The 5,840-nt window shown below is 72.7% G+C and carries 4 protein-coding genes; 3 read left to right on the top strand and 1 reads right to left on the bottom strand.

Going from position 1 to position 5,840, the window contains the following annotated elements:
- Together AB0G02_RS26500 and AB0G02_RS26495 are read left to right on the top strand one after the other, a co-directional pair.
- A partial coding sequence (locus tag AB0G02_RS26500; protein WP_360798609.1) for a fibronectin type III-like domain-contianing protein occupies positions 1–615 on the top strand: 615 nt, incomplete at its 5' end.
- A 7-nt stretch (positions 616–622) separates the two neighbouring features.
- Complete coding sequence (locus tag AB0G02_RS26495) at positions 623–3,664, top strand: glycosyl hydrolase 115 family protein (RefSeq protein WP_360798606.1); 3,042 nt, start codon at positions 623–625, stop codon at positions 3,662–3,664.
- Positions 3,665–3,728: 64 nt separating this feature from the next.
- Here the strand turns inward: AB0G02_RS26495 and AB0G02_RS26490 are convergent, their stop codons facing one another.
- Positions 3,729–4,697 (bottom strand): alpha/beta fold hydrolase, encoded by a 969-nt coding sequence (locus tag AB0G02_RS26490; protein ID WP_360798603.1) that lies wholly within the window; start codon positions 4,695–4,697, stop codon positions 3,729–3,731.
- A 104-nt stretch (positions 4,698–4,801) separates the two neighbouring features.
- Here AB0G02_RS26490 and AB0G02_RS26485 point away from each other — a divergent pair.
- Positions 4,802–5,840 (top strand): LacI family DNA-binding transcriptional regulator (locus tag AB0G02_RS26485; RefSeq protein ID WP_360798600.1); only part of this gene is annotated, 1,039 nt, incomplete at its 3' end.

The raw sequence follows: 5,840 nt of genomic DNA, 5'->3' as shown, positions 1-5,840 counted from the left end.
CCCGGCGAAGAGGGCGCGGGCGCGGTCGCGGGCGTGCTCAGCGGTCGCGTCAACCCGTCCGGCAAGCTGCCGGTGCAGGTGCCGCGGGGCTCCGGCGGCCAGCCGACCACCTACCTGCACCCGCCGCTGGGCGCCAAGGGCGGGGTCAGCTCGGTCGACCCGTCGCCCGCCTACCCGTTCGGGCACGGCCTGTCGTACACGACGTTCGAGCTGTCCGACTTCGCGGCGGGGGAGGAGTTCCCGTCCGACGGCGAGGTCGAGGTGTCGTGCCTGGTGCGCAACACCGGTGACCGGCCCGGCGCCGAGGTCGTGCAGCTCTACCTGCACGACCCGGTCGCGAGCGTGACCCGCCCGGTGCGCCAGCTCGTCGGCTTCGCCCGGGTCGACCTGGAGCCCGGCCAGGCCACCGAGGTGTCGTTCCGGCTGCACGCCGACCGCACGTCGTTCACCGGCCGCGACGGGAAGCGCGTCGTCGAGACCGGCGAGGTCGTGGTCCAGGTCGGCTGTTCGAGCGAGGACATCCGCTGGGAGCGCTCGGTGCGCCTCACCGGCGAGCCGCGCGTGGTCGGCCACGACCGCGTGCTGGTGACCCCGGTGTCCACCACGTCACGATGAGGTGACCATGAGGTTGGTGCCCCTGCCGGTGCCGTCGGCGCTCCCCGCGCCCGCGACGCCGGCGTCGGCCACGCCCCCCGACGGCCCCACCCGGGTCGAGGGGTACGTCGTCGACCGACCCGGTCGGGGTCGCTTGCGGTTGGCGTCCCGGGGCGAGGTCGCCACCCTGGTGGTCGACGACGCCGACCACCCCGGTGTGGTGCGGGTCGTCGGTGACCTGCGCGACGACCTCGAACGCGTCACCGGCGTGCGGCCCCGGGTCGTGGTCGGCGTAGGCGATCGGGCGGTGGCCGACGCGGGCGGCGACGTCGTGCTCGTCGGCACGCTCGGCCGCAGCGCGGTGATCGACGGCCTGGTAGAGCGCGGCGAGCTCGACGTGTCCTCCATCGAGGGCAGGTGGGAGACCTCGCTGCAGCAGGTGGTGAGGAACCCGGTGCCGGGCGTGGGGCGCGCGTTCGTCATCGCGGGCAGCGACCAGCGGGGCACGATCTTCGGCGCGTACGACGTGTCGAGGGAGATAGGTGTGTCGCCTTGGTGGTGGTGGGCCGACGTCCCCCCGGCCCACCGCACCGAGCTGCACGTGCTGCCGGGCAGGCACGGGCAGGGCACACCCGCCGTGAAGTACCGCGGCTTCTTCGTCAACGACGAGAACCCGGCCCTGGGCACCTGGGCCCCGAAGCACTTCGGGGAGGGCCGGGCGCCGGGGTACCCGGGCGGCTTCGGCCACCGGTTCTACGCCAAGGTCTTCGAGACCGCGCTCCGGCTCAAGGCCAACTACCTGTGGCCCGCGGTGTGGGGTCGGGCGTTCGCCGAGGACGACCCGCTCAACCACGCGACCGCCGAGGAGTACGGAATCGTCATCGGCACCTCGCACGAGGCCCCGATGATGCGCGGCATCGAGGAGTGGAACCGGCACGCCGAGGCGGGCGCGGGCGACCCGTACGGCGGCAACGGCGAGTGGAGCTTCCGCCGCAACCGCGAGGCGGTCGAGCGGTACTGGACCGACGGCGTCCAGCGCATGAAGGACGAGGGCTTCGAGGGCGTGGTCACCCTCGGCATGCGCGGCAACGGGGACGCGGAACTGCCCGACGGCGACGGCATCGAGCTGATGCGCGAGATCCTGGGCTCCCAACGGGAGATCCTGGCCCGCGCGGGGATGGCGGACGTGCCGCAGGTGCAGACCCTCTACAAGGAGGTCCAGCGCTACTGGGACCAGGGCCTGCGCCCGCCCGAGGACGTGACCGTCGTGTTCTGCGACGACAACTGGGGCAACATGCGCAAGCTGCCCGCGCGGGACGCGGAGCCGCGCCCCGGTGGGTACGGCCTCTACTACCACTTCGACTACGTCGGCGGCGGGCGCAGCTACAAGTGGGTCGACACCAGCCCGTTGCCCAACGTGTGGGACCAGCTCCACCAGTCCTACGAGTACGGCATCGACCGGCTGTGGGTCGTCAACGCGGGTGACGTGAAGGGCAACGAGCAGCCCCTCCAGTTCTTCCTGGACTACGCGTGGAACCCCGCGCGCTGGCCCGTGGAGGAGCTGGGGGAGTGGCAGGAGCGTTACGCGGCGCAGAACTTCGGCGCGCGCCACGCCGGTGCGATTGCCGAGGTGCTGCACGAGTACGGCACGCTCCAGTCCGTCCGCAAGCCCGAGCTGCTCAACCGCAGGGCGACCGGCGACGGCCCCGCGGTGACCTACGACGACCAGGCGTCCCCGTTCAGCCTGACCGACTACCGGGAGGTCGAGCGCGTCACCGAGCGGTGGGAACGCCTGGCGGAGAAGGCCGAGCGGATCCGCGGCACGCTGCCGGAGTCCTCACAGGACGCCTACCACCAGCTGGTGCACTACCCGGTGAAGGCGACGGCGAACCTGTACGCGCTGCGCCTGGCCCAGTTCACCAACCTGCGGTACGCGGCGCAGGGCCGTGCGTCGGCCAACCACCTCGCGGACGTCACCGCGGCGCGGTTCGCCGACGACCAGGCGATGTCCGAGTACTACAACACCGTCCTGGCGGGCGGGAAGTGGAACGGCTTCCAGACCCAGCCGAAGATCGGGTACGGCGACGTCGCCCGGTACGGGCCCATCGCGTCGTGGCAGCAGCCGGAGCGCGACGACGTGGTGCTGCCGGACGAGGTGTTCCCGGCCGTGAAGCGCGTCGAGCTGCCGCAGGCGGCCGAGATGGGCGTGGCGGTCGACGGCTCCGACCAGTGGTGGCCCGCGTCGACGTCCACGCCGGTGCTGCCCGCGTTCAGCCCGCACCAGTCCCAGCCGGGCCAGTACGTCGAGGTGTTCAACCGGGGCGCGATCCCGTTCGACTACTGGGTCACGACGGGCGCGTCGTGGCTGCGCGCCGACCGGACCGAGGGCACGGTGGACGACCAGGTGCGGGTGCACCTGGACGTCGACTGGGACCGCGTGCCGAAGGGCCGCACCACCGTCCCGGTCACCATCACCGGCGCGGGCGCCCTGGTGACCGTGCAGGCGGTGGTCGAGAACGACCTGGACGACCCGGAGGGCTTCGTGGAGGCCAACGGTCACCTCTCGATCGAGGCCGAGCACGCGACCCGGGTCGTGGACGGCGACGGCGTGCGGTGGAAGCGGATCCCCGGCCTCGGCCGCACGGGTGCGGGCGTGGAGCCGTTCCCGGTGACCGCGCCGAGCCGTGAGCCGGACGGGCCGAGGCTGGAGTACGACCTGACCGTGCGGGCCGACGGGCCGGTCACGGTGTGGGCCTACCTGTCGCCGCGCAACCCGGTGCTGTCCGGGCCGGGCCTGCGGTACGCGGTGTCGTTCGACGACCAGCCGCCGCAGGTCGTGGACATCACCGCCGCCACCGGCGCGGACGACACGGCGATGAACCGGCAGTGGGAGCGCAACACCTCGGACAACATCAACAAGACCGCCACCGGCCACCGGCTCAGCGCGGGCGTGCACACGCTCAAGTTCTGGCTGGTCGACCCCACCGTGGTGGTCCAGAAGCTGGTCGTGGACACGGGAGGCCTCAGGCCGAGCTACCTGGGGCCCCCGGAGAGCCGCCGGGTCCACTGACCGGGCAGGGGCGTGAGGGGACTATGGCGGTGGTCCCCTCACGCCCCGCCTTACACCGGCTCCGTCACAGGTGGGCGCGCAGGTGCCGCAGCTTGCGCTCGTCGTGCACCCGCGGCGTCATGTGCCCGCTGAACGGGAACACCGCCATCTCCTTCGGCGCGGTGATCTCGTTGTACGCGGCGTACACGGTGGACGGTGGGCACACCTCGTCCATCAGGCCGACGCTCAGCAACGACGTCGCCGTGATCCGCTTGGCCAGCAACGCGCCGTCCACGTACCGCAGCGAGTCCAGCGCGGTCGGGATCAGCTCGACGTGGTGGGCCAGGAACTTCGCGATCTCCGCGTACGGCTCCGCGTCGGTGATCGTGACGGCCCGCTGGAAGTCGCACAGGAACGGCACGTCGGAGTGGCAGACCTTCACCGCCTCGCCGTTGAGCGCGGCGGCGGCCAGCGCCAACCCGCCGCCCTGGCTGCCGCCCGACACCGCGATCCGCGACTCGTCCACCCCGTCCAGCGAGGCGGCCACCTCCACGGCGCGGGCCGCGTCCACCATCAGCCGCGTCACGTAGTAGGTCTCCGGGCTGGCGATGCCGCGCGTCATCACGCCGGGGTACTCGGGGCCGGCGAACCCGGAGTCCGGGGTGGCGCCGAGCGTCCACCGCCCGCCCTGGCCGCGGGTGTCCATCACGAACACCGCGTAGCCGACGGACGGCAGCAGGGCGTGCTCCGACGGCAGGCCGCGCCCGCCGCCGTAGCCGATGTAGCAGACGACGGTCGGCAGCGACTCGACGCCGGAACCGGCGGGCCGGATGTACCAGCCGCGCACCCGGTCGCCGCCGTACCCGGAGAACTCGACGTCCCACACCGAGAGCGGCCCGTAGGCGTCCGCGGCGTAGGGGGTGAGCACCGGTGGCAGCGCGGCGGCGCGGGCTTCCTCCAGCCGGGACTTCCACCAGAGGTCGAGGTTGTCCGGCTCGGCGGTGGCGGTCCGGTACGACGCCAGTTCCCGCTCGGAGAGGTCGAACCAGGGCACGGCGGTCCCCTTTCCCAGAATCCGTTAAGCGCTTAATTACCCTACCGGGCGAGACCGCCGACACAGCGGTCTAGACTCGATGATCACCGACCGAGGAGGCGCGGGTGGTAGGTAAGCGTCCGACCATCTCGGACATCGCCAAGGCCGCGGGCGTGTCCACCGGCGCGGTGTCCTACGCGCTGAACAACCGGCCGGGCGTCTCGGAACCCACGCGTCGCCGCATCATGGACATCGCGGACCGGCTCGGCTGGGTGCCCAGCAGCGCCGCGCGGTCGTTGAGCGACGGGCGGGCGAACGCGATCGGGCTGGTCGTGGACCGGCCCGCGCGGGTGATCGGCGTCGAGCCCTACTTCATGCAGCTGATCTCCGGCATCCAGGGCGCGCTGGCGGGCGGGCCGACGTCGTTGCTGCTCCAGGTGACGGACAACTCGGCGGCCGAGCTGGCGGCGTACCGGCGGTGGTGGGGCGAGCGGCGGGTCGACGGCGTGCTGCTGGTCGACCTCGTCCAGAACGACCCGCGGGTGGAGCTGGTGCAGGAGCTGCGGTTGCCGGCGGTCGTGCTGGGCGAGCCCGTCGTGCCGGACCTGCCGTGCGTGTGGACCGACGACGAGATGGCCGTGGCGGAGGTGCTGGAGTACCTGGTGGCGCTCGGGCACCGGCGGATCGTCCGGGTCGCGGGGCCGACGAAGTTCGTGCACACGCAGACGCGGTCCCGTGCGTTCACCACGGCCGCCGCCCGGTTGGGACTGAGCGAGGCGCGGGTCGTCCACGCCGACTACTCCGACGAGGCCGCCGCCCGCGTCACCCGGCGCGTGCTGACCAGCGGCACGGCCCCGACGGCCCTGGTGTTCGACAACGACGTGATGGCCGTGTCGGCGCTCGGCGTCGCTCACGAGCTGGGCCTCACGGTGCCCGACCAGCTCTCGCTGGTCGCCTGGGACGACTCGGCCCTGTGCCGCCTGGTCCGGCCGGCCCTGTCCGCGGTCCGCCGTCCGATCGCGGAACGCGGCGCGGCCGCCGTGCGCCTGCTGCTGGACGTGATCAACGGCGGCCCGTCCCACCTGTGCGGAGTGCGACGCCGCCTGGCGCTTCGCACAGGGCATCACCCTCTTTCTACCGCAGCAGCGCGACACCAACCGGAAG

It is taken from the genome of Actinosynnema sp. NPDC023658, from assembly GCF_040639995.1.
In the GTDB taxonomy this organism is placed as follows: domain Bacteria; phylum Actinomycetota; class Actinomycetes; order Mycobacteriales; family Pseudonocardiaceae; genus Actinosynnema.
Note: the sequence above shows the minus strand (reverse complement) of the source record. Positions and strands in the feature narration are given on the sequence as shown.